The sequence below is a fragment of the Streptomyces sp. Tu 3180 genome (assembly GCF_009852415.1).
Taxonomy (GTDB): domain Bacteria; phylum Actinomycetota; class Actinomycetes; order Streptomycetales; family Streptomycetaceae; genus Streptomyces.
On record NZ_WOXS01000002.1, the window covers coordinates 4,318,561 to 4,343,211 of the forward strand.

The following is a 24,651-nucleotide window of genomic DNA, read 5'->3' on the forward strand; positions in this document are numbered from 1 at the left end:
CGGGGTACGCGTGCCGTCACGGGAGGGCTGGAGCGGGTGACCCCGACCCACCGCGTTCCAGCCACTCCCGGTACGCCGGCGCCTGACGCGCCGCTTCCCGGTACGCCTCGGCCAGGTCGGGGTAGACGCCCTCCAGCTCCGTGTCCGTCCGGGCCGCCAGCAGCAGCCGCACCCCGAGCGGGTCGCCGTGCAGCCGGCGGACCGCCGTCTCGGGGCGGGAGGGCGAGGTCGGCTGGCAGACGGTGACGACCTCGCCGGTGGCGACCAGGGACGCGGCGGTGTGGTAGTCGCCGTGCAGGACCGGGGGGTCGAGGCCGGCGGCGCGCAGGACGCGGCGCACGGCGTCCCACTCGCCGTCGACCGTCGGGTCGATCATCCAGCGGTCCCGGGCCAGGTCGGACAGGTGGACGACCGGGTGCGCGGCGGCCGGGTGGTCGGCCGGCAGGGAGACGAACTGCGGTTCCCGCTCGACGAGCACCCGGGTGCGCAGGGTCGGGGGGACGTGCAGCGGGCACCCCTCCACCTCGTGCACGAAGGCCACGTCGAGCTGGCCCTCGGCCACCATGCGCAGCAGGGCGTTGGCGGAGACGTCCATGTGCAGGGTGGGTTCCCGGACGTGCCGGCGCAGTCGGCGCAGCCAGCCCGCCAGCGCCCGGCTGGCGGTGGAGCCGATGCGCAGGTTCCGTCCGCCGACGGCGGCGGCGCGGGCCTCGGTGACCAGGGAGCCCAGCTCGGCCACGAGCGGGCGGGCGCGGCTGAGGACCAGCCGGCCCAGCGGGGTGGGGCGGCAGCCGGTGTGCGCGCGGACGAACAGCGCACCGCCCAGCTCCTGCTCGATGCGCCGCAACTGGGTGCTCAACGACGGCTGAGCGACGCCGAGCTGGCGTGCGGCTCGGTGCAGGCTGCCGGTGTCGGCGATGGCGCACAGCGCCCTGAGGTGCCTGACCTCAAGCTCCATGCCCTGGAAGGGTAAAGCGGAAGTTCAGGTTTCACCAGATCCACAAAAGCCGCTCGAACAGGCGGAGTTGGGCAGACGGCGACGTATCCGAAGGGATAGCGCGGGCCTATCTCCGGTTGCCATCATCACAGCCGCCGTACGGGCGCGGACACTCGCCGGTGACACGTGACTCACCCCCACCCCCAGGAGTCATCGATGCGCATGCGCATGCCCCTGTCCGTGCTCACCGCCGCCGGCCTGAGCCTCGCGGCCCTCGGCCTCGGTACGGCCGTACCGGCCTCGGCGGCCACCGCCCCGGACGCCGGCGCCGCGTTCGCCGCCTACGCCGGTTCCGCCGAGGAGGACGCGGCCAACCGCGCCTTCTTCGAGGCCGTACTGAAGTCGGCGGCCGAGAAGCGCGCCGCCGCCCCGAGGAGCACGGCGGCCGTCACCGTCGTCTACAACGCCTCCCGGGCGCCCTCGTTCGCCACGCAGATAGCCCGCAGCACGCAGATCTGGAACAGCTCGGTGTCGAACGTGAGACTCCAGGCGGGCACCTCGGGCGCCGACTTCTCGTACTACGAGGGCAACGACCCGCGCGGCTCGTACGCCTCCACCGACGGCCACGGCCGCGGCTACATCTTCCTCGACTACCGGCAGAACCAGACCTACGACTCCACGCGCGTGACCGCGCACGAGACCGGCCACGTGCTCGGTCTGCCGGACCACTACTCGGGTCCGTGCAGCGAGCTGATGTCCGGCGGCGGACCCGGTCCGTCCTGCACCAACGCCTATCCCAACTCCGCGGAGCGGTCCCGGGTGAACCAGCTGTGGGCGAACGGCTTCGCCGCCGCGCTGGACGAGGCGGAGAAGGCGCTGCAGAAGTCCTCACGGTAGCGGCCGGTCCCCGCGACGGCGGGGCACGACGGCGGGCCGTCCCCGTTCGGGGGCGGCCCGCGGGTGTGTCACCGGCCGCCGTGCAGCGTGAGGTCGACGACCAGCGCGCGGTGGTCGGTGTCGGCGAGGTCGAGGAAGCGGGCCCGGCTCGCGGTGAACTCCTCGGACACCAGGACGTGGTCGATCTGGACGCCGAACGCCGGAGTGGTGCGGGCCGGCCAGGTCGGCGTCCGGTCGGCTCCGTCCAGCCGGGCCGCGTCGCGCAGACCGGTGTCCAGGATGCGGCGGAAGGCGGCGTGGTCCTGGGAGGCGTTGAAGTCCCCGGCGAGCACGGTCGGGGTGGCCCGGTCGGCGGCGGCCACGGCGCGCAGCCCGTCGAGTTCCCGCCGCCAGAGGTCCGTCCCGCCGGGGAGCGGCGGCATGGGGTGGGCGAGCTGGAGCCGTACGGTGTGCCCGTCGACGTCGGCGACGGCGCCGGGCATGCCCATGGTGCCGGGGACGCCGTCGGCGTCCCGGAGCGGGAAGCGGCTGAGGACGACGGAGCCCTCGGACCCCCCGCCCGGCACGGCCCGCCGGTGCGGATAGGCGTCCGTCAGCTCCCGCTTCAGTGCGGCGTCGCAGGTGTACTCGCACTCCTGGACGAACACGAGATCGGGCTCCTCGCGGCGCACGGCGTCGATCAGGGAGCCGGTGCCCCGCCCGAACTCCACGTTCGAGGTCAGCACCCGCAGTCCGGCGACGGGCCGTCCGGCCGGCTCGCCGGTCTTCCCGTACGGCTCGATGAACCAGGCCAGCAGCCCGAGCAGGACCACGCCCCACACGGCGCCGGTCCACCACCGGGCGAGCAGGCTGAGCAGCAGCCCGGCGGCGGTGGGCACGAGCAGCCAGGGCAGGAAGGCGAGGAGCTGCGGCACGGGGGTGACGCCGTCGGTGTCGGCGATCCGGCAGCCGACGACCGCGCTCACCCCGGCGAACGACAGGGCGGCGCACCAGGCGGCCGCCCGCCGCCCGCCGCCTCGCCGTCCGGTCCCGCCCCCGGCGTCCGTCCACTCGGCAGTCGCAGTGTCCAAAGCTCCCGGCCCTCCGCTCGCGGATGCGATGCCCGAATCCTCCCCCGAAGACGAAGGAGGGCGACGGGAGGTTGCCGGGCCGGTGTCAGACGTGGCTCCGGGACGGGGGCGGAGCCGGGGTCCCGACGGACGGTGCGGCACGGCGGCGGCCGGGGCGGCCCGCCGACCAGGAGGCCAGGGCCACCGTCAGGCCGAGCGCGAGCAGCAGCCAGGACACCGTGCTCAGGCCGGCCGTGAGGGCGTCGTAGACCGCGCCCGCCGCCGGGCGGTGGATCCGGTCGGGCAGGTCGGCCAGGGTGAGGCGGCGGCCGAGGGCGACCGCGAGGGCGAGCAGGGCGCCGCCCAGGGCCGTGCCGAGGCCGGTCGCGGTGAGCGCGCGGCGGCGGCGGGCGGCGACGGCGATCCCGGCGGCGGCGAGGACGACGGCCGCGAGCGGCAGCCAGAAGGCGGCGGCGTCCAGCACGTGGTACCCCTTCCGGAGCCCGGCCACCTCCCCGGCCGGCACCACGGCGACCTCGGTGTGCTCGACCGGGATGCGGTGGGCCAGCGGCACGTGGTCGGCGGCGAGCCGCTCCTTCACCCGCGCGGCGACGGGGGCGAGGTCGACGGTGACCGGTCCCCGGACGGCCCCGTCGTCGCGCACGGCGCGCAGCACCGCGTCGTGGACGGCCAGGTTCCCCTCCCGCCACGCCGTGCGGAAGGCCTCGGTGCGGGTGAACGAGCGCACCGCGTCCCGCACGAACGGCCCGAGCGCGCTGCTCGCCGGCCCCCCGTCCAGCTTCCGCACGACTCCGTCCCCGACGGCGTCGGCGACCGCGTCGCGCACGTCGGGGTCGGCGGCCAGCGGTGCCATCGTGCTGACGTACCGCCCGGTGTCGGCCAGTCCGAACGCCGCCCAGGCCGCGAGCGCGCCGCACGGGGCGAGCAGGCACGCCAGGGCGATCAGCGCCGCCGACAGGGCGGCCCGCAGCCGGGCGTGCGGCCGCTCGCGGCAGCGGGGCCCGCCGCAGGGGCGCGCGGCGCGGCGCGGGGCGCCGCCGGAGGAGCCGTCACCGGGGAGTTCGTCGCGGAGTGTCACCACTCCAGGCAAGGCGCCCGGGAGCCGGTGCGCGAGCGCTGGGGGCGCGTACGGGTGTACCGGGCGGGCCGAACGGACGCCTCACGCCCGGCACGGCCCGCGCCGGGGGGCTTCATCCCAACGGGCCCACCCGTCCCACGGGCGCGTCGTCCCGCGGCACGGTGGCCTCCCGTGTCCTCGCGGCTTCCTCGCGTGCGTAGTAGCGGTAGAACAGGAGCACGAAGAGGCCCGCCGCGACCACCAGCCCCAGCCATATGGACCGCAGCACGGTCTCGCCGGACTGACTGACCAGGAAGCCGACCGCGCTGCCGGCGAAGGCGGCCCAGGGCACCGCCCGCAGTCCGCGCCGCAGCTTCGGCGCGAGGGCCTGAACGGCCAGGTAGAGGACGAAGAACGCGAGCGCGGACAGGAAACCGAACAGGAGGTTCCAGCCGGTGATGGGCCCGCCGTAGCGCCGGTTGGCCGCCGCCCAGAAGCCGAAGACCAGCCCCAGGACGAGGGGGGTCACCACCCTGGCGATCCTGTGGGTCCGTTCCCCGAAGAGGTCGGGTGTGCGGGACCGCCCGCCCGCGGACCCCATGCCCCGGTGTCCGGGTACCGCGTGAGCCATGGGAGCACTCCTCTCTCCTCGTCTCTCCTCGCCCCCGCCTACCAGGGCACACCTGCCGGGGGCCGACGGCAAGTCGGCCCTCGTCCCCCGTGCCCGGCCCGCCGCCGTGCCCGCCGCCCGGCTCACTGCCGTACCCGCGGCCCGGCCCACTGCCGTATCCGCCGCCGGAACCGCTCCCGGAGTCCGCCCCCCGGGGGACCGGATGCGGGCCGTGCGGCCGCGTGTTTCGCTGGGGCCGTGAGTCAGGGCGACGGGGGACACGGCCCGCACGACCGGTACCCCCGGGCTGGCCGCCGTGACGTCGTGCACCGGCACGAGACGCTGCGCGTGCGGGGCCGCAGTATCGCCTGGCTGCCGCCGTCGCTGCTGCTGGTCGTCGTCCCCGCGGTGGACTACCGGACCACCGGCGATTTCCGGACCATCTCCTGGATCGTGCTGGTCCCGGGCATCGCCGCCGCGATCTGCGGGGTGTGGACCACGGCCGTGTTCGCGGTGCTCGCCGCCGTCACCTACACGCTCGTGGACGGCGCCTGGCCGCACCAGTACCAGTCGGGGCTGCCCGACTTCATCCTCGTCACCGTCGGCGGCGCCCTCGCCACGCTGGCCTGCGCGGTGCGGGTGCGCGGGGAGCGCCGCGCGCTGCACATCCGGGACGTCGCCGACACCGTCCGCCGCACCCTGCTGCGCCCCCTGCCGCCGGGCTGGGGCGGCCTGGAGCACGCCGGCGTCTACCTCACCGCGGACGTCCAGGCCCGCGTCGGCGGCGACTTCTACGACATCCAGCCGGGCCCGCACGGCACCCGGGTCCTCGTCGGCGACGTCCAGGGCAAGGGGCTGGGCGCGGTCGAGACGGCGTCGGTGCTGCTCGGCACCTTCCGCGAGGCCGGCTACCACGAGCCGGAACTGGCGAGCGTCGCGGACCGCCTGGAGACCCGGATGCTGCGGCACCGCGAGTACACCGCGGCGCTCGGCCGGCGCGACGGCGACCGGTTCGCCACCGCCGTGCTGCTCGGCTTCCCGGCGGACCGGACCGACGTGGTGGACATCGTCGTCTTCGGCCACGAACCCCCGCTGGCCGTCGGCCCCGACGGCGTGCGGTACCTGCCCAGCGGCGGGGGGCTCCCGCTCGGCTACGGCGACCTCGCGCCGGGCCCGCCGGGCGTGCGCCGGGTGCCGGTCGCCGCCGACGAGACCCTGCTGCTGGTCACCGACGGGGTGACCGAGGCCCGGGACGCCGACGGCACCTTCTACGGCCTCGCCGCCGACGTGGCGCGGGCGGTGGTGGAGGATCCGCGCGTCACCCGGCCGGCCCGGCTGGTCGCCCTCGTGCGGGACGGGACGCTGCGGCACAGCCGCGGTCACCTGGTCGACGACACCACGGCCTTCGCGGTGCGGCGCGGGCGCGCGGCGGGGGGCGAAGGCCCCGAAGGGGGACGTTCACCGTCCTGAGGCCCCCTCTCGCAGCCGCAGCGGTTACCGTGCTGCCGTAGCTGATCGACAGGGGGAGGGACCATGCCCGGGACCGTGCTGCTGCTGGCGGCCTCGCCGCTCGGCCGCGGGCGGCTGGTGGACGCGGCGTCCGTGCTTCCGGTCCTCGCGGCGGTGCCGCCCGCCGTGCTCGCCGGCACCGACACCGCGAACGTCGTCGAACTCGCCGATCCACTGGACCCGCAGGCCGTGCTGACCCGGCTGCGCGCGGCGGCCGCCGCCCCCGGACCGCTGACCGTGTACGTCGCCGGCCAGCTCCAGCTCGACCGCCGCCAGCGGCTGCCGCACCTGGCGCTGGCCCGGACGACCGCGTCCACCGTGCGGTACACGGCGTTCCCCTGGCACTGGTTCCGGGAGGAACTGCGGCTGCGGCCGACGGGCGCGACGACGCTGATCCTCGACCTGCACGCCGACGCGGAGACCTGGCAGGCGCTGTGCTCGTCCCGGCCGCCGGGCCCGGCCGGGATCCCCCTCGACTGCGGCCGCAACAACGCCGTCTACGGTCGCGTCGCGCCGCCGCCGTCCCGCCGCGGCGTCGCGGAGCCCTCGTACATGAAGGCGGTCGCGACGATCCTGCGCAGCGGACGGCGTCCCCCGGAGGAGGAGCTGCACCGGCTGGCGCTGACGCGGACCGCCCCGGAGAGCGCGGGCGCCGACCTGGTGCTGGCCCAGCGCGGGCCCGTCCCGGGCGATCCGCACGCCGCCCTCACCGACGCCGTGCGCTCCGGCCGCCACGCGGACGCCGACGCGCTCGCCGCGCGCCTCGAGCAGGCCGCCGGCCTGGCGCACGGACCCGCCTCCGAGGAGGCGCTGCACTGGGCCGAGGTCAGGGCGGACCTGGCGATGCTGGCCGGCGACGCGGTGCGCAGCTGCCGCGCCTGGCTGGCGGTGGCCACCGCACGGCTGGCCGCCGGCCAGGCGGCGGACGCGCCCGCCGTGGAGGCGGCCGTGGACCGGGCGCACCACCAGTGGGGCCGGATCGGCGAACCGGCACGGGCCCGTGAGCTGGGCCCGGCGCTGGCGGAGTTGCGGAGCCGGGTGCCCGGGCGGCGCGAGGGCGCCCTGGACCACGTGCAGCGGCAGATGCGGCAGTTGCAGACGCAGGGCTGAGCGGCCGGCCGGGACGTCCGCCCGCGGCCGGACGGGCCGGGGGCGGTGTCCGTGGGGGTCCGCGTCCCGGCGGGCCGTCGCGCGCCTCCGGCGTGGTCCGCGCGGGCGGGCCCTAGCGGACCGCCGCTTCCACCGGGGCCGTGGTCCGCGTGCCGGGCTCGTGGTGGACGGCCTTGGCCGGGCCCGCGTTGGCCGCCAGGACCAGGGCGACGACCGCGGCGACGGCCGCGGCGAAGCCTCTGGCGTAACGCCCGGTGATGCGTGTGCGTTCCAGCACGGCGACCTCGCAACAGCGGTGGGTTAAGCATGCTTAATTCGCGGTTTAACCTAGGGGCTGTCGGTCGCGAACGGCAAGGGGGGCTGGGGGAGTTGGGCGTGGCTGAGCGGGACGACCCGGGAACCATAGGGCGCCGGGTGCAGAAGCTGCGCGTGGAGCGCGGACTGACCCAGAGGCAGCTGGCCGAGCCGGTGTACACGCCCGCCTACATCTCCACCCTGGAGTCCGGGCGGGTGCGTCCCTCCGACGACGCCCTGCGGCATCTCGCGGACCGGCTCGGGGTCGCGTTCGACGAGCTGGCGACCGGCCGCTCGGCCCGGCTCGTCACCGAGCTGCGGCTGCGGCTCACCGGGGCGCAGCGCACGCTCGCCGTCGGGGAGGCCGAGGCCGCGGTGGAGGAGTACGCCGCGCTGCTGGCCGAGGCGGAGGCGCACGGCCTGGCCGAGGAGCAGGCCGCCGCGCTGCTGGGGCTCGGGGAGTGCGCGCTGGAGACGGGGGAGCTGGTCGCCGGGCGCCAGTACTTCGAGCGGGCGGAGGAGTGCCTCGCCGACGCGCCGCTGCCCGTCCGGGCGCCGGCGCTGCGCGGCCGGGCCGTCGCCCACTACCTCGCGGGGGAACTGCGGTACGCGGTCTACCTGCTGGAGTCCACGCTCGACGAGCTGAACCGGGGCGGGCTGCACGACCCGGACGCGCTGCTGCTGCTGTACGCCAGCGCGATCGGCCCGTACATGGACATGGGCGCGCACGCGCGGGCCGCCCAGGCGGCGGAGTTCGCGCTGGCCCTCGCGCCGCAGTCCGGGGACCCCGCGCTGGTGGCGCGCATGCACCGGTCGGTGGCCCGCACCCTGCTCGCCGAGGGCCGCGTCGCCGAGGCCGACGCCTCGCTGGCGAAGGCGGCGGAGCTGTACCGGGAACTGCAGCTGCGCACCGAGCTGGCCAACTGCCACTGGATGCGCGGGTACGTGTACGCGCAGAACGGCCGGCTGGAGCACGCGGAAACGGAGTTGCGCGAGGCGCTGCGGATGCTGTCGGCCAGGCGGGCGTCCCTCTACAGCAGCCAGGTCACCGTCGAGCTGGCCGACGTGCTGCACCGGCGCGGCAGCTCCCGGGAGGCGGCGGACCTGCTGCGGGACGTGCTCGGCGGTCTCTCCCCCGAGCGGGGCGCGGTGCACGCGGCGGCGGCGCACCGGCTGCTCGGCATCATCGCCGAGGACGCCCGCGAGACCGAGCGGGCCGAGGAGCACTACGTCCGCGCGATGAGCCTGCTGGAACGCGCGGGCGCCGCCGGCGACCTGGCCGACCTGTGCCGCCTCCTCGGCGACCTCCTGCGCCGCACCGGCCGCGTCGAGGCGGCCCTGGACGCCTACCGCACCGGCCTCGGCCACCGCACGGCCCCGGGCACGACGACCCTGGGACCGGCGCCCGCGCAGCCACCGGTGTGACCGGCGGGCGCGGCAGCCCGCACCGGCCGACCGCCTCCCCCGGGCGCGGCGCACCGCACCGGCCGTCCGCCGGGCCGCGCGGCGCGGCTCCCGCCACGCCCGACCGCGCCTCGCGCGACCGGGTCCCGGGGCGGTCCGGGGGTGTGTTTCGCCCCGGTCGGGGAGGGTAGTCGGGGCACCGTTCGGCCGGTGACGTACGAGGGAGGCGGTAGCCGTGCGCCCCAGGGAGGACCCTGGCGGCGACCCGGATCCGGGCCGCTCCCGGGGGCTTGGTGACCGTGGTCACGAGCGGGCGGCCGAGGAGATCGCCGCCCGGGTGCGCGGTGCCGAGCCGGGGGAGGTGCCGGGCCGGCTGTGCGCGATGGCCGTCGAACTGCTGCCGGTGGACGGCGCGAGCGTGTCGCTGCGCAGTGTCGGCATGCCCGTGCAGCTCGGCGCGAGCAGCACGCACGCCGCGTATCTCGCCCAGCTCCAGGCCACCCTGGGGGACGGCCCCTGCCGGCGGGCCCTCCAGACGCGTGAGCCCGTGCTCGTCCGCGACCTCGCGGCCGATCCCTGCGCCCACCGCTGGCCCGTCTTCGCCCAGCAGGCCCTCGCCGCCGGCGTACGGGCCGTGTACGCGCTCCCCCTGGGCAGCGACTCCGTGTGCGTCGGCACGCTCGACCTCTACCGCGCCACCCCCGGCGGACTCACCGGCGACCAGCTGCACGTGGCGCGGCTGGTGGCCGGTGTCATGACGGTGGCGCTGATGGCGCTGCCGCACGGCGAGGAGTACGAGTCCCAGGGCGGCGAGCCCTGGCTGAGCGGACTGGCCGCCGACCAGGACACGATCTACCAGGCCGTCGGCATGATCATGGCCCAGCTGGGCGTCGGCGCCGACGAGGCCCTGGCCCGCCTGCGCGGCGACGCCTTCGCCCACGGCCGCACCGCCCTGGACGTGGCCCGGGACGTGGTGGCGCACCGCAGACGCTTCGACGCCCCCTGAACACGCCGGGACCCGCGCCCCCGGCCCGCGTCCACGGTGCCGGGCCCGTGTCCGTGCCGTCAGACCCGTACCCGGGCCTGTCGCCCGATCTCCGCCAGCCGGTCCGCCCCGAGGTGCGTCACCGCCCGTGTGATCTCGGACAGCACCTCACCGAACCCCCCGTTGGTGAGGACGACGGCGTTCTCGCCGACCCGGACCGTCGCGAGGTCCACGGTGAGGTACGTCGGCTCGCCGTCGGCCGTCTCGCCGGCCATCGTGACCCGCAGGGCCTGCCGCGCGTCCCCGACCTCCGGCAGCGACAGCTCCTCCACCTCGACGTCCTGCGCACCGGCCCGGGAGGTCGTCGCCGTGAACCGCTCGCACGTCTTCGGCAGCGTGCCGAGCCAGGTCAGGACGCGGTCCACGTCGGCGGGCGGGTGCGTGGCGATCTGGTAGCGCAGCTGGCTGTCGTTGTAGGAGTCGTCCAGCGTCACCACGGCGCGCGGCCCGGTCGGCGCGCCGTACAGCTCCTCCGTGTAGAGGGCGTCGAGCAGCCGCCGGCAGTCGGCGTTCTCCGTGTCCGCCTTGAGCATGCCGTCCCGCCAGGTCGCCGCGCCCCGGGTCGGCACCCACGGCTCCCCCAGGTCCACCTCCGTGATCAGCGCCGCCCGGACCTGCTCCTCGCCCAGCGCGGGCGGCGGCGCGGACGTGGGCTGGTCGGCGGCCGGGGCGGCGGGGGAGGAGGACGGTGCCGGGGCGGGGGTGTACGGGGCGGGGACCGACCGGGCCGTCTCCCGCCCGCCGGCGGAACAGGCCACCGCGGTCAGCAGGGCGGTCACCGACAACGCCGAGGCGAGGAGGGCACGGGCGGTGGCCGGGGCGTGGGTCATCGGGGTGCCTCCTGGTGGAGCACGGGGCCTGGGGCCGGGCCGGCCGGGACCGGATCGGTGCTCCTACGGCACCACCGGGCGGGCCGCCCCACCAGCGCGGCGGTCCGTCCGGGTGAGACGGCCCCGGCGGACCGGCCGCGGGCGGGGAAATCCGCTCGCCGGTCTCCCGGCCCCCTTGCTAGCGTCCGACGCATGAAGCGCGCCGATCCGTCGCTCACGACGACGCCGGAGAACGTCCCGGCGCGCTGACGGATGACCACCGACGAAGCCCCGGGGCGAGTGCCCCGGGGCTTCGTCGCGCGTGGTGCTCGCCTCACGACCCGAGGAGACCACCGTGCACGACCACCGACGCCTCGGCCGCGAGCTCGGCCTGTTCGACACCGACCCGCTGATGGGCGCGGGACTGCCGTACTGGCTCCCCGACGGCGCCCTCGTGCGGCACACCCTGGAGGAGTACGTCCGCGAGGCGGAGCGCGCGGCCGGCTACCGGCACGTGCACTCGCCCGTGCTCGGCAAGCGCGAGCTGTACGAGATCTCCGGGCACTGGGACCACTACCGCGACGACATGTTCCCGCCCATGGAACTCGGCGCCGAACAGGTCCTGCTGCGCCCCAGCCTCTGCCCCCACCACGCCCTCATCTACCGCTCCCGCTCCCGCAGCTACCGGGAACTCCCCTTGCGTATCGCGGAGCTGGGCGGCATGTACCGCTCCGAGCCGTCCGGCGTGCTGGGCGGCCTGACCCGCGTACGGGCCATCCACCTCAACGACGCACACGTCTTCTGCACCCCGGACCAGGCCGTCGGGGAGGCCCGCGCCGCCCTCGGCCTCATCTCCCGCGCCTACGCCGACCTCGGCATCCGGGCCGTCCGCCACCGCCTCTCCCTGCCGGGCGGCGGCGGCAAGTACGTCGCCGGCCCCGCCCTGTGGGACCGGGCCACCGCGCTCCTGCGCGAGGCGCTGGACGCGGCCGGCCTGGAGTACGAGGCCGTCGAGGGGGAGGCCGCCTTCTACGGCCCCAAGATCGACGTGCAGATCGCGGACCCGGCGGGCCGGGAGTCCACCCTGTCCACCGTGCAGATCGACTTCCACCAGCCCGCACGCTTCGGCCTGCGCTACACCGGCCCCGACGGCGCCCGGCACCGCCCGGTCATGGTGCACCGCAGCGTCGTCGGCAGCGTGGAACGGGCGGTGGCGCACCTGCTGGAGGTGCACGGCGGCGCCTTCCCGGTGTGGCTGGCACCGGTGCAGCTGGTGGTGCTGCCGGTGGGCGAGGCGCAGGAGGAGCGGGCGTACGACGTCGTGCGGCGGGCCGGTGAGCTGGGGCTGCGGGCCGAGGTGGCCGGACCCGGGCGGGGCAGCCTCGGCGCCCGGATCCGGCGGGCCCGGCTCGTGCCGTACCAGGCGGTGCTCGGGGAGCGGGAGGCCGCGGACGGTTCGGCCGCCGTACGGCTCAGGGACGGGCGGCGGCCCGGGACCCTGCCCGCCGAGGAGCTGCTGCGGCGGATCGCCGAGCGGGCGGCACGACGCGGCACCGGCCTCTGGGACGCCGCGTAGGGTCACAGGCACAGGCACGCAGGCCCGCAGCAGGAGCGGTGGAAGGAGCCCTCGCCGTGACGAACGGTCAGCCCATCCCGGTGGTCATCGACTGCGACACCGGTGTCGACGACGCCCTGGCCCTGCTGTTCGCCGTGCGCCACCCGGGGATCGACCTGCGCGCGGTGACGTGCGTGGCCGGGAACACGGACGTGGACGGCGTCGTCCGCAACACGCTGACCGTGCTGGAGCAGGCGGGCGCGCCCGACGTCCCGGTGGCCCGGGGCGCCGAGCGCCCGCTGATCGAGGCACCGCGCTCCGCGCGCCACGTCCACGGCCACGACGGCATGGGCGACCTCGGTCTGCCCGCCCCGCGCCGCACCCCGGCCGACGTGGACGCGGTGACCCTGCTGCGGCGCGAGATCCTCGCCTCCCCGCGCCCGGTGACCCTGGTGCCGACCGCCCCGCTGACCAACATCGCCCTGCTGCTGCGCACCCATCCCGAGGTCACCCGCAACCTCGAGCGGATCGTCTTCATGGGCGGTGCGGCGGGCACCGGCAACGCCACGCCGGTCGCCGAGTTCAACGTCTGGCACGACCCGGAGGCCGCCGCGGTCCTGCTCACGGCCGGGGTGCCGATCACGATGTACGGCCTGGACGTGTTCACCCGGGTCGTCGTCCCGGCGGCGGACGTGCGCCGGCTGCGCGCGAGCACCGAACCGGGCGCCCGGCTGGCCGGCGAGCTGCTCGCCCACCGCCCGGCCACCCCGGGCAGCCGCCCCGGCGACCCGGCCGAGGACGCCGGCGGCCTCGGCGACGCGGGCGCGCTGTGCGCGGTCGTCGACCCGGAGGGGCTGACCACCCACCGCCTCCCCGTCGAGGTCTCCCTGGCCCCCGGCCCGACCCGCGGCCAGACGGTGGTCGACCGCCGGCCGCGCGCCGGCGAGTCCGAGATCCACGAGGGCACGCGTGAGCAGCCGCTGGTGGACGTCGGACTGGACGTGGACGTCGAGCGGTACGTGAAGCTCTACCTGGCGACGGTCGGGGGGCCGGGGAACGGCGCCGGGTGACGTCCGCCGGGCCGGGCGCTGACGGCGGGTCGCTGATGGCGGGGCGCTGACGGCGGGTCACCGCTCCGGGGCAGGGCTCTCGCCGTGGACGTGCGGTTCCGCGCCGTCCGGCGGGGGGTGCTCGCCGCCGGAGCCGGCGGCCTCGGCGGACCCGCGCCCGCCGGCCGGCCGCTCCCGCCGCTCCTCCCGCGCCGAGCACCCCGGAGGGTTCCGCGCAACGGGACGAAGGTTTCCCGCGCCACACCGGGAGGGAATTGCTCCACTCCACCCGTGTGTTCGCTTTTACGGTGTTGTGGACACATCCTCCCGTCACCCGCACGCACCCAGAGGAGACCGCGTGACCGATCGCCCCACCACGCCCGACCCCCGGCCGCCGTACCCCGCCCCCGGCGCCACCCCCGACCTCTCCTCCAAGAACCCCGACTGGTGGCGGCAGGCCGTCGTCTACCAGGTCTACCCCCGCAGCTTCGCCGACGCCGACGGCGACGGACTCGGCGACCTGCGCGGCATCACCCGGCGCCTCACCCACCTCGCCGCCCTGGGGGTGGACGCCCTGTGGATGAGCCCCTTCTACCCCTCCGAGCTGGCCGACGGAGGCTACGACGTCGCCGACCCGCGCGACGTCGACCCGCGCCTCGGCACCCTCGACGACTTCGACGAGCTCGTCGCCGAGGCCCACCGGCTCGGCCTGAAGGTGATCGTCGACATCGTCCCCAACCACACCTCCCACCAGCACGTCTGGTTCCAGGAGGCGCTGCGCGCCGGCCCCGGCTCACCGGCCCGCGACCGCTACGTCTTCCGCGACGGCCGCGGCCCGGGCGGCGAACTGCCGCCCACCGACTGGCAGTCCGTCTTCGGCGGCAGCGCCTGGCAGCGGGTGCCCGACGGGCAGTGGTACCTGCACCTGTTCGCCGCCGAGCAGCCCGACCTCAACTGGGGCCACCCGGACGTCCGCGCCGACGTGCGCACCACCCTGCGGTTCTGGTCCGACCGGGGCGTGGACGGCTTCCGCGTGGACGTCGCGCACGCCCTGGTCAAGGACCTGAGCGAGCCGCTGCGCGACCTCGGAGCCCCCGAGCTGAGCAGTGAGACCGCCCTCGGTGAGTTCCCGCCCGGCACCCACCCCTTCTACGACCGCGACGAGGTGCACGAGATCTACCGCGACTGGCGCAAGATCCTCGACGCCTACTCCCCGCCCCGCATGGCCGTCGCCGAGGCCTGGGTCCCCGGAGCCCGCCGCGCCCTGTACGCCCGCCCGGACGAACTGGGCCAGGCCTTCAACTTCGAGTACCTGAAGACGCCGTGGGACGCCGGCGAGCTCCGTCAGGTCATCACCGAGTCGCTGGCGACCGCCCACGCCGCCGGCGCCTCGGCCACCTGGGTGCTCTCCAACCACGACGTGGTCCGCCACGCCTCCCGCCTGATGCTGCCGCCGGGCACGGACGAGAACGCCTGGCTGCTGTCCGGCGGCAAGGCCCCCGCCGTCGACCCGGAGGCGGGGCTGCGCCGGGCCCGCGCCGCCACCCTGCTGATGCTGGCGCTGCCCGGCTCGGCGTACGTCTACCAGGGCGAGGAGCTCGGTCTGCCCGAGGTCGCCGACCTGCCCACCGAGGTCCTCCAGGACCCGATCTGGGAACAGACGGGGCGGGTCCGCAAGGGCCGCGACGGATGCCGGGTGCCGCTGCCGTGGACGACCACCGGACCGTCGTACGGCTTCGGCGCGGGCGGTGCCTGGCTGCCGCAGCCGCCCGGCTTCGCCGCGTACGCCGTCGAGGCCCAGGACGGGGTCGAGGGCTCGACCCTGGAGCTGTACCGCACGGCGCTGCGCCTGCGCCGCAAGCTGATCGACGGCGAGACGCTGACCTGGGCGGAGGAGACCCCGGACGGGGTCCTCCAGTTCGACCGCGGCGACGGCTGGCGCTGCGTGGCCAACCTGTCCCCTGGCCCGGTCGGCCTCCCCGCGGGCGAGGTCCTGCTGACCAGCGCGCCCCTGGAGGACGGCCGGCTGGGCCCCGACACGACGGCGTGGCTGATCCGCTGAGCCGGCACCGCGCGGTCCCGGCCGGTCCCTCCCCGGGCCGGGCGGGACCGCGGGCGGGGTCACCCGCGGCGTCCCGGGACGGGATCGACCGCGGCGTCCCGGGCGGGGCGGGCCGGGACCGGCCGGCTCAGACCGGATCCGTGGACCGCGGGCCCGGCGCGGGGCCGGGGGCCGGCTGCGCGTGGTCGCCGGCCTCCAGCAGCGGGGCCAGGTGACGCTCGGGACGGAGCAGTCCCTTTGCCGGGACGCGGCTGCGCGGCGCGTCCTCGGCGCCCGGCAGGGGGACGGGGCGCCGGGCGACCAGGTGGCCGACCCAGTGGCGTCCGCAGTGCTCGCAGGGCGGGGCCCCTTCCGGGGTGTACGGGGACGGGACGGCGGCGTTGTCCCGGTAGAAGTACTCCCACTCGTCCCCGCGTCCGTCCAGGTTGCGCTGGACGTCGTAGTCCACGCTCCAGCGGTACCAGCAGGTACCGCACGTGAACTCGACTCGTTCGACGGCAAGCTCGGTGATCACGTCGGAACACCTCCTGTGCCCACTTCCTCCTGGTTCATCCACCTTGCCGCGATGTCCCGCCCGCCGCTACACCGTCGCCGGCCGGACACCGGCGGACCCGCGCGGAGGGCCACCCGTACGGGCCACCACCGGGGGCGACCTGCGCGGACACCCCGCCAGAATCGCTCCCGGGTGTGTCCGTGACGCCCGCGGACGCAGCGGTAGCCGTGTCCGCGGCCCGAGGCCCGTCCGTACCCCGTCGTCCGTACAAGGAGCCCGCCGACGATGAACAGGTCAGGGAAGACAGCGGCGGCCGTGCTGACCGCGGCCGCCCTCCTCGCGGGCGCGTGGCCGGCGGCCGGGCCGTACGCCGCGGCCGACGACCGCGCCGCTCCGGCGCACGGCGCCCCGGTCCTGTGGGGCGAGGTGACGATCCCGCCCGGGCGGGAGGGCACCGTCGAGGTCACGGGCCTCACCGGGCCGCTGCCCGGCACCGGTTCCACGCTCACCCTGACGGCCCCCGCCGGGACCCGGGTGACCGGCGCGCCCCTCGACGCCCCCGGCTACCGGGGCTCGGTGGCCGCCGGCGGACGGACCGCCGCGTACACCGCGACCTCGGCACAGCGGCCGTGGCGCGAGGGGGCCTTCCCCTTCGTGCTGGCGGTGCCCGCGGACGCCGTGCCCGGGACCCGGCCGGACGGCTGCGTCCTGCGGCTGGCCGACGCGAACGGCGCGGTCAGGGCCACCGGCGGCTGTCAGGTGACCGTGGGGCTGGCCGAGCCGGTCCTGACCCGCCCGGAGTCCGGGGTGCCGCTCGGCCCGCGACCGGAGATCGCCGGCACGGCCCATCCGGGCGCGCAGGTCACCGTCTCGGACCGGGACGGCGCCGAGGTGTGCACCGCCACCGCCGGGCCCGACGGCCACTGGGACTGCACGCCCGGTCCGGCCCTTCCGGCCGGCCCCGACCGGCTCCAGGCCACCGCCGTCCTGAACGGGGTGAGCGCGGTGAGCGAGCAGATCCAGATCACGGTGGGGGGCACGGACCCCGCCCCGCGGCGCACCCCCCGCCGGTAGCGCACGCCCCGCCCGGCCCGTCAGTGGCGCACCGCCCGCTCCACCTCGGGGCGGGCGTCGCCGGGCGGGTCGTGGGTGCTGCGCGCGGCGGCCCTCGCGGACTCGCCGGGCGGCTCGGCGGGCTCCGGCTCCTCGTCGGTGCACCCGGACGCCCCGACGGCCGGCGGGGCCGCGCGCACCGTCGCTCCCGCGGCCCCGGCCGCCCCGCGCCCGCGTCGCCGTCCGGCCGTGTCGTCGCCTCCCGGGAAGGGCCTCCCCGGGACGGAGCGGTCAGACGTGTCCGGGACCGCCGCTGCCGAAGCCGCCGCTGGAGCCGGGCATCCAGCGCTTGCGGACCTGGTCCTTGCCCGTCCTGGTTCCGGCGTGATGGAGCTCGTAGGGCATGAGCCGTGAGCCGCTCTTCGGCAGAAGCGGCACCTCGTCCGGCTCCCGCACCTCCCGCATCTCGCGCACCGCACCGCCGTCCGGCAGTTTCGGCTGCTCCTCGGGGGTGGGGCGGTGCTCCTCGCGGTCCATGACCCGCATACCGACACGTACGGCCCAGATCAGTGCGCCGGCCACCACCAGCCCGCCGATGAAGGCCGCCAGCAGGTTCCACACGTGCTGACTTGCGGCCAGAAGTTCATACGCTGCCGTGCTCATGGTCCGATTATGGACGAGGAAATGAGATAAAGCGCCCGGAATGTCCGGGGGAAGGGGCGAGCCGCCGGCCCCCTCGTTCGGCCGTCCCGGAGGGCGGCCCGTCCCGCGGGATGGCAGATTGCGGCCAGAGGAAGGCCGGGACGGGCCGTCGCGTCCCCACGTGTGCAGCTCGGGGCCCGGTCCGGCCTTCCCGCATCGCGCCCCCGCACCGTCCAGGAGACCGCGCCCCGCGCCTCGGTGCCCCGCGGGCCGGGCGGACCGGACGGGACCGTCCGCTCCCGTGCGCGACGGACCGCGGAAGAGGCGGCCCGGCCACCGGGGCCGGCGGACCGCCGGGATCAGCGGACCGCCGGGGCCGGCAGGCCACCGGGGCCGGCGGAACCGACCGGCCGACGCCCACGTCACCCACACCGCCTCACCCGGTCGAGCGGTGCGGGAGCGGCACATCTGTCCTCGCCGCGGCAGTTTTTCCACCGAGCCGACTAGAGTTCCCCTGTGGGGAACCCGTCCCCGCGGCGGACCGTTTCTCTCGCGGTCCGCGGGAAGGTGCGTATGACCCCGGAGAGTCAGCCGTACGCCGACGGCCGGCAGCCGGACGAAATCCGACTCCCCGTCGCCGACCGGCTCGACGACGATCATTTCCCGGCCTACACCATGGGCAGGGCCGCGGAACTGGTCGGAGCCACACCCGCTTTTCTCCGCGCTCTGGGCGAGGCGCGGCTGATCACCCCGTTGAGGTCCGAGGGCGGTCACCGCCGTTACTCGCGTCACCAGCTGAGGCTGGCCGCCCGGGCCCGCGAACTCGTCGACCAGGGGACGCCGGTCGACGCCGCGTGCCGCATCATCGGCCTGGAGGAGCGGCTGGAACAGGCCGAACGGGCCAACGAGGAGCTGCGCCGGGGCGACGGAGGCGTCGTCCGCGGACAGGAGTGAAAAAATCTGTCCCCGCCGGAGCAGAAATTCAACTTCCTCCGCGGAGATCTCTCTCCGTGAAATTACCGGCGATTTTTCGCCGGTAATTTTCTTCTCCTCGTTCCGGCTGTTCCCCGTGCTAGGCTGACGTCAGTTGCAGTTGTGGTTGCCAGTTTGCTACCGGGTCTCCGGGCAGGTGATCATCGCGACGATGAGGGGATTCGTGAAGTGCGAGTTCCCAGCACTGTCTCAGGAGATTTGATATGGCCACCGGTACCGTGAAGTGGTTCAACGCGGAAAAGGGCTTCGGCTTCATCGAGCAGGACGGCGGCGGCGCCGACGTCTTCGCCCACTACTCGAACATCGCCACCACGGGCTTCCGTGAGCTCCAGGAAGGCCAGAAGGTGACCTTCGACGTCACCCAGGGCCAGAAGGGCCCGCAGGCGGAGAACATCGTCCCCGCCTGACCCGCACGCAGGGATTTCACAGGGGCCCGCACTTCGGTGCGGGCCCCTGTTCCGTGTTCCCTCCCTCTTCCCCGGGACGGCCCGGGGTTTTTGCGGACGGCCTCAGCCCGTCCGCAGTTCCTCCGCTCTCAGCGCGTCCACCGCGATCCGTGCCGCCGTGCCGATGACCGCGTCGGCCGCCGGAAGGACGGCGGCGGTGTGCGCGGTCCGGGTGAACACGGCGACGGCGTAACGGCCCCCGTCGGGATACTCCACGACGCCCACCTCGTTGCGCACGGTCGGCAGGCTGCCGGTCTTGCCGGCGACGTGGACGTCGTCGAAGGGGAAGCCGGAGGCCAGGCGGTGCGGCCACACCTGGAGCCCCAGGATCCGCCGCATGGCCGCGCCGTGCTCCGGCGTGCAGGCCTCGTCCCGCCACACGGCGCCCAGCAGCCGGGTCATGTCGCGCGGCGTGCTGCGGTTGGTGCGGGCCGGGTCGAGCGCCCGGAGCCGGGTGACGACGTGCGGGTCGGCGAGCGCCCGGGCGCCGCCGGGACCGGCGTCCTCCTTGATGGTGGCGAGCATCTCGCCGAAGCTGTGCACGGCGCGCGTCCGGGTGAGGCCGAGCCGGGCCGTCGTGGCGTTGACGGCGTCGAGGCCGACGCGGCGCAGCAGCAGGTCGGCGGCGGTGTTGTCGCTGACCGTGATCATCAGGAACGCCAGGTCGCGCAGGGACAGCCGGGCCGCGTCCAGCATGGCGGCCAGTCCGGTCGGGCCCGCGGCGCGCCCCTCCGGCGGGCACTCGACCTGCTCGGTGAGGTCCAGCCGTCCGGCCGCCGCGTGCTCGTGCAGCGTGACCAGCAGGCACAGCTTGTGGACGCTGGCCGTGCACACCGGCCGGTCCGCCCCGGCGTCGAGCTGCGCGCCGGAGTCGATGCCGACGGCGTGCAGCCGGCCGGTGACCCCGGCGTCGGCGAAGGCCGCGTGGATGCGGGCGACGGCGTCGGTCACAGCCAGTACTCCGATGCCGGACGCAGGTGCAGCGGGCGGGTCGGCGCGTCGGGGACCGCGCCGGCGGTGGTGCGCAACGCGTGCGTGGCGGCCTCGGCGAAGGCCTGCACGGCGGCGTCCCCGCGCCCCTCGGGCCAGGCGGCGGAGTGCCGCCAGGCCAGCGGTGCCCCGGTGAGCGGCCGCCACACGACGTCCGGGTCCCCGTCCCCGGCGGGCAGCGGCTGGGCGTCGCGCGGGCACAGGGCGACGGCCCCGGCGGAGAGCACCAGTCCGCGCACGAAGCTGGCGCCCTGGCCGTGGCGTACGGCGGCGGGGGTGTAGCCGCCCCGGGCGCAGGTGGTCAGCAGGTCGTCGTAGAGGGCGGGGGCGGCGGTGCGGGGGAAGAGGATCAGGTCGTAGCCGCTCAGCGTGGCCAGCGGGACCTCGTCGAGCCCGGCCGCCGCGGCCCCGCGCGGCAGCAGGACGCCGAGCTCGCGCCGCAGCACCGGGCCCAGTTCCAGGCCCGAGACGTCACACGGATGGTTGACGACGCCGACGTCCAGTTCGTGCGCCGCGAGCCGGGCGAGCTGCTGGGCGGTGGGCAGTTCGTGCAGCTCCAGCTCCAGGCCGCGGTGGCGCCGCCCGAAGTCCGCGAGCAGGGCGGCGACGGTCTCACCGGAGAGGTCCGGGGACAGCGCGGCCCGCAGCAGCCCGGTCTCGCCGTCCCGGACGCGGCGCGCGGTGGCCAGGAAGGACTCGGAGCGGGCGAGGAGCTCACGGGCCTCCGCCAGCAGCAGGCTTCCCGCCTCGGTGATCGTCACCTGACGGCTGGTCCGCTCGAACAGCCGGACGCCCAGCTCCCGCTCCAGCCGCCGGATGCGCTGCGACAGCGGCGGCTGGGCCATCCCCAGACGGGCCGCGGCACGTCCGAAGTGTGACTCTTCTGCAACAGCCACGAAGCACTCCAGGTGCCGCACCAGGTCCACGACCAGTCATCATATCGAGCGTTTATCGATTCATGATCGATACGGGACTTGGACGGACGGCCCCGGACGCTGCTGTCCTCGGGGGCATGGACACCCACACCCACGCCGACCCCACCCCCTACGGCCGCCCCCGTCGCCGCCCGCGCAGGACGGCCGGGGCCCTCGCCGCCGTGGCGGTGGTGGCCGCGGTCGCGGCGGGCGGGGCGTACGCGGCCGGACTCGGCCCCTTCGCGGACGAGGACGGTCCCGACCCGGAGGCGGTGGCCGAGGCCCGCGCGTTCCTCGCCGACTGGGCCGCCGGCCGCCTGCCGGAAGCCGCCGCCCGGACGACCGCACCCGACCGCGCGCGGCAGGTGCTGCGGAGCTTCACCGCGGGACTCGACATCACCGGGCCGAAGCTCGTCGCGGAGGACCCGGAGGAGACCGGCGAGGGCACCGTCACGGTGCCCTTCACCGCGCGCATGCCCGTCACCGGCCTCGGCACCTGGACGTACACCTCCGAACTGCCGCTGCGGGAGCAGAACGACGGTGCCTGGAAGGTGGACTGGAGGCTGTCGCTCGTCCACCCCCGGCTCGGCGACGGCCACAAGTTCCGCCTGGAACGCGAGGAGACCGGGCCCGTCCGGGCCCTCGACCGCGACGGGGAGACCCTGTCGGCCGGCACCCACCCCTCGCTCGCCCCCGTCCTCGCCCGGCTCGCGGGCGGCCCGGACGGCGGTGGACCGCGCGGCGCCGTCCACCTCGTCGACCGGGCCACGGGGGAGGTGGTGCGCACGGAGGCGTCCTTCGGCGGGAGGACCACCGCGAAGGACGACGGCCCCGTCCGCACCACCCTGGACGCCGGCTGGCAGGCGGCCGCGGAACGCGCCCTCGGCGAGGCCGGCGGGAAGAACGCCGCGCTGGTCGCCCTGCGCGTCGACGACGGCGAGATCCTCGCCGTCGCCAACACGCCCGCGTCCGGCTTCAACCGCGCGCTCTCCGGCACCTACGCGCCCGGCTCCACCTGGAAGATCGTCACCAGCAGCGCCCTGCTGCTCAAGGGCGCGGTCGCCCCGGACGACGTCGTGGACTGCCCCAGGTACCTCACGGTCGGCAAGCGGTTCCAGAACGTGGAGACCTCCGAACACCGGGGCGCCACCTTCCGCGAGGCCTTCACCGAGTCCTGCAACACGGCGTTCATCGGTCTGCGCGGCAAGCTGGGCGACGGCGAGCTCGGGGACGTGGCGAGGAGGTACTTCGGCGTCGGCCAGACCTGGCACGTCGGCGTCCCCTCCTACGACGGGTCCGTGCCGGTGCCGCGCGACGAGACGGAGAAGGCCGCGTCGATGATCGGGCAGGGCCGGGTCCAGGCCAACCCGCTGATCATGGCGTCGGTCACCGCCACGGCCGTGTCCGGCACCTTCCACCAGCCCTCGCTGGTCGCCGGCACCGAGGACACGACCGCCACGACCCCGCTCCCGCCGCGGGTCGTGGCCCAGCTGCGCGAGCTGACGCGGGCGACGGTCACCGGGGGCACGGCGCGCGTCCTGGCCGGCCTGCCCGGTGAGATCGGCGCCAAGACCGGCACCGCGGAGGTCTCCGACGACCAGGAGAACAACGGCTGGATGGTCGCCCACCGCGGCGGTGTGGCCGTGGTCGAGGAGGGCGTCACCGGAGGCGGTTCGGCCGGCCCGGTGCTCCGCGACCTGCTGGCCGCCGCCCCCGCGTCCTGACCGCCCCCGTGCCCCGACCGGCGCCGCACCCGCGCGCCGCCCGGACCCCGCTCCCCGGGTACGGACCCGTGGACCGTCCCGCACGGACCCGGACCCGCCCCGTACGAACCCGTGACACCACCCCCGCGAACCCGTGAACGGAGTGCCCCACGTGCCCGCCGAACCGCCCGCCCGCCCCGCAGGCTCCCCCGGTCCCGCAGCACCGGCCCGCCCCTCCCGCCGTGCGCTGCTGCTGGCCGCGGCCCTCGCCCCCGTGGCGGGATGCGCCACCGCCGCTCCCGCGCGCGAGCGCGGCCGGGGCGCGGCGACCCCCGCCTCCCCCACCTCCCCCGGCTCGTCGGCGTCGCCGGGCCGCAGCGCCCCCGCCCCGGTGGACCCCCGGAGCCTCGCCGCCCTCGAGCGCGAGTACGGCGCCCGCGTCGGGGTGTACGCCGTCGCCACGGACACCGGCGCGACGGTGGTCCACCGCGCCGACGAGCGCTTCGCGCTCTGCTCCGTCTTCAAGTCGCTCGCCGCCGCCGCGGTCCTGGACCGCGACCCGCTCGACCGCCTGGACCAGCGGATCACCTACACCCGGGACGACCTCGCCGCCCACTCGCCGGTCGCGGAGAAGCACGTCGCGACCGGCATGACCGTCCGTCACCTGTGCGACGCCGCCGTCCGCTACAGCGACAACACGGCCGCCAACCTGCTGCTGCGCCACCTCGGCGGCCCGCGCGCGCTCACCACCTACCTGCGCGGACTCGGCGACCGGGTGAGCCGCCTGGACCACTACGAGCCCGAGCTGAACACCAACCCGCCCGGGGACCCGCACGACACCACGACCCCTCGCGCGGTCGCCGCCGACCACCGCGCCCTGGTGCTCGGTGACGCCCTGCCCGCCGCGAAGCGCGACCTGCTGAAGGACTGGCTGGTCCGCAACACCACCGGCGACCGGCGCATCCGGGCCGGAGCGCCCCGGGGCTGGACGGTGGGCGACAAGACCGGCACCGCCGAATGGGGCCGGGCCAACGACGTCGCCGTGCTCTGGCCGCCCCGGGCCGCGCCGCTGGTGCTGGCCGTCCTGACCGACCGCCCCGACCGGGGGGCCGCCCCCAGCGAGCCGCTGATCGCCGAGGCCACCCGCCGCACGCTCGCCGCCCTCAGCTGACCCGGGCGCTCCGGCCGTGACCGGTGCGGGCACCGGCGGGGCCGACGCCGCCCGCACCGGTCACGGCGGCGTCAGCCCTGCTTGGGCCCGGTCTGCTGGACCACCTCGAAGGACCACAGCGTCGCGTCCGTGGCCGCCGGCCTGGGCCGCTCGCCCTGTTCACCGCCCCCGCCGTGCGCGGCCTGGCCGCGCCCGGCCATCCAGCGCTGGAAGTCCTCCTCGGTCCGCCAGCGGGTGTAGACGAGGTAGGTGTCGGTGCCCTCGACGGGCCGCAGCAGCTCGAACCACTCGAACCCGTCCGAGCCCTCCACCGCCCCCGCCCGCGCGGCGAACCGCTGCTCCAGCGTCTCGCGCTGCTCCTCGGGAACGGTGAGTACGTTGATCTTGACGATGCTCATGCCCGTGATTCTTCCGCAGCGCGCCCGGAGCCGTACGGAAGGGGGCCACCGTGCCGCCCGGGCCGGGAGCGGGACGACGGGACCGGTCCCCCGCGGGGCCGGAAGGTAGAATCGCCGTCCGGCGATGAGGGCCGTGCCGCCCGGGCCGACGACGCCCCCGGCGCGGCGGAGCCCGTCGCGACGCCCCTCGCGAAGCCCATCGCCCAGCTCATCCGGAACCGGCGGGAGACCCACGTGCGCGAGACCATGGTGCCCGGCACCGCCGCCGTCTGTCCGCCGTGACGTCCCGCTTCTGATCCGGACCCCGGACCCCGGACCTCACACCCCGGACCGCGGACTCCGGACGCGCCCGGGCAGCCGCCGGAGCACCCCGGATCCCCCGGACCGGGCCGGACCGGCCCCTCCGTGCCGCCACCGGCCCCGGTGTTCCCCCTCTTCCT

Annotated in this window: 25 protein-coding genes; 13 read left to right on the forward strand and 12 right to left on the reverse strand. The window is 76.2% G+C overall.

What is annotated here, in order from left to right; translation table 11 throughout:
• Nucleotides 1–16: 16 nt before the first annotated feature.
• Nucleotides 17–958 carry a LysR family transcriptional regulator gene (locus tag GL259_RS20340; protein WP_159534799.1) on the reverse strand — a complete coding sequence of 314 codons (942 nt, stop codon included), beginning with the start codon at nucleotides 956–958 and terminating at the stop codon, nucleotides 17–19.
• Between the two features lie 195 nt (nucleotides 959–1,153).
• On the opposite strand from GL259_RS20340, the gene snpA reads away from it, so the two are divergent.
• Nucleotides 1,154–1,834: a snapalysin gene (gene snpA / locus GL259_RS20345; RefSeq protein WP_159534800.1), complete on the forward strand. Its 681-nt coding sequence runs from the start codon at nucleotides 1,154–1,156 to the stop codon at nucleotides 1,832–1,834.
• 68 nt (nucleotides 1,835–1,902) lie between these two features.
• Here the strand turns inward: snpA and GL259_RS20350 are convergent, their stop codons facing one another.
• The 3 genes from GL259_RS20350 to GL259_RS20360 form a co-directional block, all read right to left on the reverse strand.
• Nucleotides 1,903–2,904, reverse strand: a complete 1,002-nt coding sequence (locus GL259_RS20350; RefSeq protein WP_159534801.1) for an endonuclease/exonuclease/phosphatase family protein — start codon at nucleotides 2,902–2,904, stop codon at nucleotides 1,903–1,905.
• A gap of 85 nt (nucleotides 2,905–2,989) precedes the next feature.
• The gene (locus tag GL259_RS20355; protein ID WP_159538804.1) at nucleotides 2,990–3,874 is read right to left on the reverse strand and encodes a cyclic pyranopterin monophosphate synthase MoaC; all 885 of its coding nucleotides are present in this window, start codon (nucleotides 3,872–3,874) and stop codon (nucleotides 2,990–2,992) included.
• A 220-nt stretch (nucleotides 3,875–4,094) separates the two neighbouring features.
• Complete coding sequence (locus tag GL259_RS20360) at nucleotides 4,095–4,592, reverse strand: hypothetical protein (protein ID WP_159534802.1); 498 nt, start codon at nucleotides 4,590–4,592, stop codon at nucleotides 4,095–4,097.
• Nucleotides 4,593–4,895: 303 nt separating this feature from the next.
• Between GL259_RS20360 and GL259_RS20365 the strand changes: the two genes are divergently transcribed.
• Together GL259_RS20365 and GL259_RS20370 are read left to right on the forward strand one after the other, a co-directional pair.
• On the forward strand, nucleotides 4,896–6,041 hold the full coding sequence (locus GL259_RS20365; protein ID WP_243762586.1) for a PP2C family protein-serine/threonine phosphatase: 1,146 nt from the start codon (nucleotides 4,896–4,898) through the stop codon (nucleotides 6,039–6,041).
• A 63-nt stretch (nucleotides 6,042–6,104) separates the two neighbouring features.
• Nucleotides 6,105–7,190 carry a hypothetical protein gene (locus tag GL259_RS20370; protein ID WP_159534804.1) on the forward strand — a complete coding sequence of 362 codons (1,086 nt, stop codon included), beginning with the start codon at nucleotides 6,105–6,107 and terminating at the stop codon, nucleotides 7,188–7,190.
• Between the two features lie 112 nt (nucleotides 7,191–7,302).
• On the opposite strand, the gene GL259_RS37725 is transcribed toward GL259_RS20370, so the two are convergent.
• Entirely contained in the window at nucleotides 7,303–7,467 is a 165-nt protein-coding gene (locus GL259_RS37725; protein WP_166461535.1) for a hypothetical protein, read from the reverse strand.
• Nucleotides 7,468–7,565: 98 nt separating this feature from the next.
• Here GL259_RS37725 and GL259_RS20375 point away from each other — a divergent pair, with 98 nt between their 5' ends.
• Together GL259_RS20375 and GL259_RS20380 are read left to right on the forward strand one after the other, a co-directional pair.
• Nucleotides 7,566–8,909: a helix-turn-helix transcriptional regulator gene (locus tag GL259_RS20375; protein WP_159534805.1), complete on the forward strand. Its 1,344-nt coding sequence runs from the start codon at nucleotides 7,566–7,568 to the stop codon at nucleotides 8,907–8,909.
• A gap of 214 nt (nucleotides 8,910–9,123) precedes the next feature.
• Entirely contained in the window at nucleotides 9,124–9,894 is a 771-nt protein-coding gene (locus GL259_RS20380) for a GAF and ANTAR domain-containing protein (RefSeq protein WP_159534806.1), read from the forward strand.
• A gap of 59 nt (nucleotides 9,895–9,953) precedes the next feature.
• Here GL259_RS20380 and GL259_RS20385 read toward each other — a convergent pair whose 3' ends face one another.
• On the reverse strand, nucleotides 9,954–10,763 hold the full coding sequence (locus GL259_RS20385; protein ID WP_159534807.1) for a hypothetical protein: 810 nt from the start codon (nucleotides 10,761–10,763) through the stop codon (nucleotides 9,954–9,956).
• 301 nt (nucleotides 10,764–11,064) lie between these two features.
• On the opposite strand from GL259_RS20385, the gene thrS reads away from it, so the two are divergent.
• The 3 genes from thrS to GL259_RS20400 all read left to right on the forward strand — a co-directional run bounded on the left by thrS (nucleotide 11,065) and on the right by GL259_RS20400 (nucleotide 15,408).
• Entirely contained in the window at nucleotides 11,065–12,318 is a 1,254-nt protein-coding gene (gene thrS / locus GL259_RS20390; protein WP_159534808.1) for a threonine--tRNA ligase, read from the forward strand.
• A 56-nt stretch (nucleotides 12,319–12,374) separates the two neighbouring features.
• Nucleotides 12,375–13,367 carry a nucleoside hydrolase gene (locus tag GL259_RS20395; protein ID WP_159534809.1) on the forward strand — a complete coding sequence of 331 codons (993 nt, stop codon included), beginning with the start codon at nucleotides 12,375–12,377 and terminating at the stop codon, nucleotides 13,365–13,367.
• A 337-nt stretch (nucleotides 13,368–13,704) separates the two neighbouring features.
• A complete protein-coding gene (locus GL259_RS20400) occupies nucleotides 13,705–15,408 on the forward strand; it encodes a glycoside hydrolase family 13 protein (RefSeq protein WP_159534810.1) in 1,704 nt (567 codons plus the stop codon).
• A 127-nt stretch (nucleotides 15,409–15,535) separates the two neighbouring features.
• Here GL259_RS20400 and GL259_RS20405 read toward each other — a convergent pair whose 3' ends face one another.
• Entirely contained in the window at nucleotides 15,536–15,922 is a 387-nt protein-coding gene (locus tag GL259_RS20405; protein WP_159534811.1) for a hypothetical protein, read from the reverse strand.
• 264 nt (nucleotides 15,923–16,186) lie between these two features.
• On the opposite strand from GL259_RS20405, the gene GL259_RS20410 reads away from it, so the two are divergent.
• Nucleotides 16,187–16,975, forward strand: coding sequence for an Ig-like domain-containing protein (locus GL259_RS20410; protein WP_159534812.1), 789 nt, complete (start codon nucleotides 16,187–16,189; stop codon nucleotides 16,973–16,975).
• 20 nt (nucleotides 16,976–16,995) lie between these two features.
• Here the strand turns inward: GL259_RS20410 and GL259_RS20415 are convergent, their stop codons facing one another.
• Together GL259_RS20415 and GL259_RS20420 are read right to left on the reverse strand one after the other, a co-directional pair.
• The gene (locus tag GL259_RS20415; RefSeq protein ID WP_159534813.1) at nucleotides 16,996–17,154 is read right to left on the reverse strand and encodes a hypothetical protein; all 159 of its coding nucleotides are present in this window, start codon (nucleotides 17,152–17,154) and stop codon (nucleotides 16,996–16,998) included.
• Nucleotides 17,155–17,245: 91 nt separating this feature from the next.
• Nucleotides 17,246–17,617 carry a DUF6479 family protein gene (locus GL259_RS20420; RefSeq protein WP_159534814.1) on the reverse strand — a complete coding sequence of 124 codons (372 nt, stop codon included), beginning with the start codon at nucleotides 17,615–17,617 and terminating at the stop codon, nucleotides 17,246–17,248.
• A gap of 552 nt (nucleotides 17,618–18,169) precedes the next feature.
• Here GL259_RS20420 and GL259_RS20425 point away from each other — a divergent pair.
• Together GL259_RS20425 and GL259_RS20430 are read left to right on the forward strand one after the other, a co-directional pair.
• Entirely contained in the window at nucleotides 18,170–18,550 is a 381-nt protein-coding gene (locus tag GL259_RS20425) for a MerR family transcriptional regulator (protein ID WP_159534815.1), read from the forward strand.
• A gap of 242 nt (nucleotides 18,551–18,792) precedes the next feature.
• A complete protein-coding gene (locus GL259_RS20430; RefSeq protein ID WP_159534816.1) occupies nucleotides 18,793–18,996 on the forward strand; it encodes a cold-shock protein in 204 nt (67 codons plus the stop codon).
• Nucleotides 18,997–19,098: 102 nt separating this feature from the next.
• Here GL259_RS20430 and GL259_RS20435 read toward each other — a convergent pair whose 3' ends face one another.
• Together GL259_RS20435 and GL259_RS20440 are read right to left on the reverse strand one after the other, a co-directional pair.
• Nucleotides 19,099–19,986 (reverse strand): serine hydrolase, encoded by an 888-nt coding sequence (locus tag GL259_RS20435; protein WP_159534817.1) that lies wholly within the window; start codon nucleotides 19,984–19,986, stop codon nucleotides 19,099–19,101.
• Nucleotides 19,983–20,951 carry a LysR family transcriptional regulator gene (locus GL259_RS20440; RefSeq protein WP_159534818.1) on the reverse strand — a complete coding sequence of 323 codons (969 nt, stop codon included), beginning with the start codon at nucleotides 20,949–20,951 and terminating at the stop codon, nucleotides 19,983–19,985. Before GL259_RS20440 ends, GL259_RS20435 begins: the two co-directional genes overlap by 4 nt.
• An 86-nt stretch (nucleotides 20,952–21,037) precedes the next feature.
• On the opposite strand from GL259_RS20440, the gene GL259_RS20445 reads away from it, so the two are divergent.
• Nucleotides 21,038–22,663 carry a penicillin-binding transpeptidase domain-containing protein gene (locus GL259_RS20445; protein WP_159534819.1) on the forward strand — a complete coding sequence of 542 codons (1,626 nt, stop codon included), beginning with the start codon at nucleotides 21,038–21,040 and terminating at the stop codon, nucleotides 22,661–22,663.
• A 151-nt stretch (nucleotides 22,664–22,814) separates the two neighbouring features.
• Entirely contained in the window at nucleotides 22,815–23,813 is a 999-nt protein-coding gene (gene bla / locus GL259_RS20450; RefSeq protein ID WP_159534820.1) for a class A beta-lactamase, read from the forward strand.
• A gap of 71 nt (nucleotides 23,814–23,884) precedes the next feature.
• Here bla and GL259_RS20455 read toward each other — a convergent pair whose 3' ends face one another.
• A complete protein-coding gene (locus tag GL259_RS20455; protein WP_159534821.1) occupies nucleotides 23,885–24,211 on the reverse strand; it encodes an antibiotic biosynthesis monooxygenase in 327 nt (108 codons plus the stop codon).
• Nucleotides 24,212–24,651: the final 440 nt, after the last annotated feature.